The organism is Streptomyces thermovulgaris, assembly GCF_002155915.1.
In the GTDB taxonomy this organism is placed as follows: domain Bacteria; phylum Actinomycetota; class Actinomycetes; order Streptomycetales; family Streptomycetaceae; genus Streptomyces; species Streptomyces thermovulgaris.
In genome coordinates this window covers 1-1,250 of the sequence record NZ_MUME01000475.1, presented here as the reverse complement: position 1 = coordinate 1,250, position 1,250 = coordinate 1, and the positions used below count along the sequence as shown (strand labels likewise).

Genomic DNA, 1,250 nt, shown 5'->3' with positions numbered 1-1,250 from the left:
CCTCATGAACTGACCCCGCCTCCGGGGATCCGGGTCTCGGGGGCCGGTGGTTCCGGTCCCCGGAGGCGGGGTCAGTTCATGAGGAGAACGGGCTTGATGACCTCGCCGCTGGCGGCGTCGGCGAAGGCCTGGTTGATGTCGGCGAAGTCGTAGGTGCGCACCAGGCGGTCCACGGGGAACTTGCCCGCGCGGTAGAGGTCGGCCAGCTGGGGGATGAAGATCTGCGGGACGGAGTCGCCCTGGGCGATGCCGCGCAGCCGGCGGCCGCCGTTGAGGAGGCGGTTCATGTCGATGGGGGCGGTGGTGCCGGCCGGGGCTCCGCCGATGAGGGCGGCCGTTCCCATGGGACGCAGGTGGTCGACGGCGAGGGCGAGCATGCGGGGCTGGGCGGTGATCTCGAGGATGTAGTGGTATCCGTCGGGGCGGATCTGCCGCAGCCGTGTGCCGGTGTCCTCGGTGGAGGCGTCGACGGTGTGGGTGGCGCCGAGTTCCTCGGCCAGGGCCAGGCGGGAGGGGTTGATGTCGACGGCGACGATGGTGGTGGCGCCGACGACCTTGGCGGCCATCACGGCGGCCAGGCCGACCGCTCCGGTGCCCAGGACGACCAGGGACTCACCGGCGCCGACCTCGAGGGAGTTCATCACGGCGCCGGCGCCGGTCTGCATGCCGCAGCCGAGCGGGCCGGCCAGTTCCAGCGGCATGTCGTCGGGGAGGCGCACGGTGTTGCGTTCGGTGGCCAGGGCGTAGCGGGCGAAGGAGGACTGGCCGAAGAAGTGGCCGTGGACGCCGTCGCCGTAGGCGTTGGTGCCGTCCTGGCGGGAGGCGCCGAAGGCCAGTTCGAAGCCGTGGGTGCAGTTGGCGGGGAATCCGGCGCGGCAGGCGTCGCAGCGTCCGCAGGAGGGGAAGGTCATCGCGACGCGGTCGCCGGGGGCCAGGTCCTTCACGGCGGAGCCGACCTGTTCGACGATGCCGGCGCCTTCGTGGCCGAGGATCACGGGCATCGGGATGGGGTAGTCCTGGTTGCGGCTGTGGGCGTCGGTCTGGCAGACGCCGGTGGCGGCGACGCGGACGAGGACCTCGTCGGGGCGGGGCTCTTCGAGGGGGACCGTCCTGATGCGGAAGGGGTCGCCTTTCGCCTCGACGACGGCTGCTTCGACGTCCATGGGTGCAGACGGCATGGTCGTGCTTCTTTCACGGGTTCGTCCCCCCGTTCCCGGGGCGGGTTCGCTCCGCAGGGGGCGGGCGAGGGG

The 1,250-nt window shown here is 72.1% G+C and carries 1 protein-coding gene; it reads right to left on the bottom strand.

All coding sequences use genetic code 11. The annotated features are described in order from the left end of the window. Positions 1-71: 71 nt before the first annotated feature. On the bottom strand, positions 72-1,178 hold the full coding sequence (locus CCN35_RS26525; RefSeq protein WP_067397736.1) for an NAD(P)-dependent alcohol dehydrogenase: 1,107 nt from the start codon (positions 1,176-1,178) through the stop codon (positions 72-74). Positions 1,179-1,250: the final 72 nt, after the last annotated feature.

Coding starts and splice junctions, on each gene's coding strand:
- CCN35_RS26525 (WP_067397736.1), bottom strand. CDS start 1,178: ATGCCGTCTGCACCCATGGACGTCGAAGCAGCCGTCGTCGAGGCGAAA.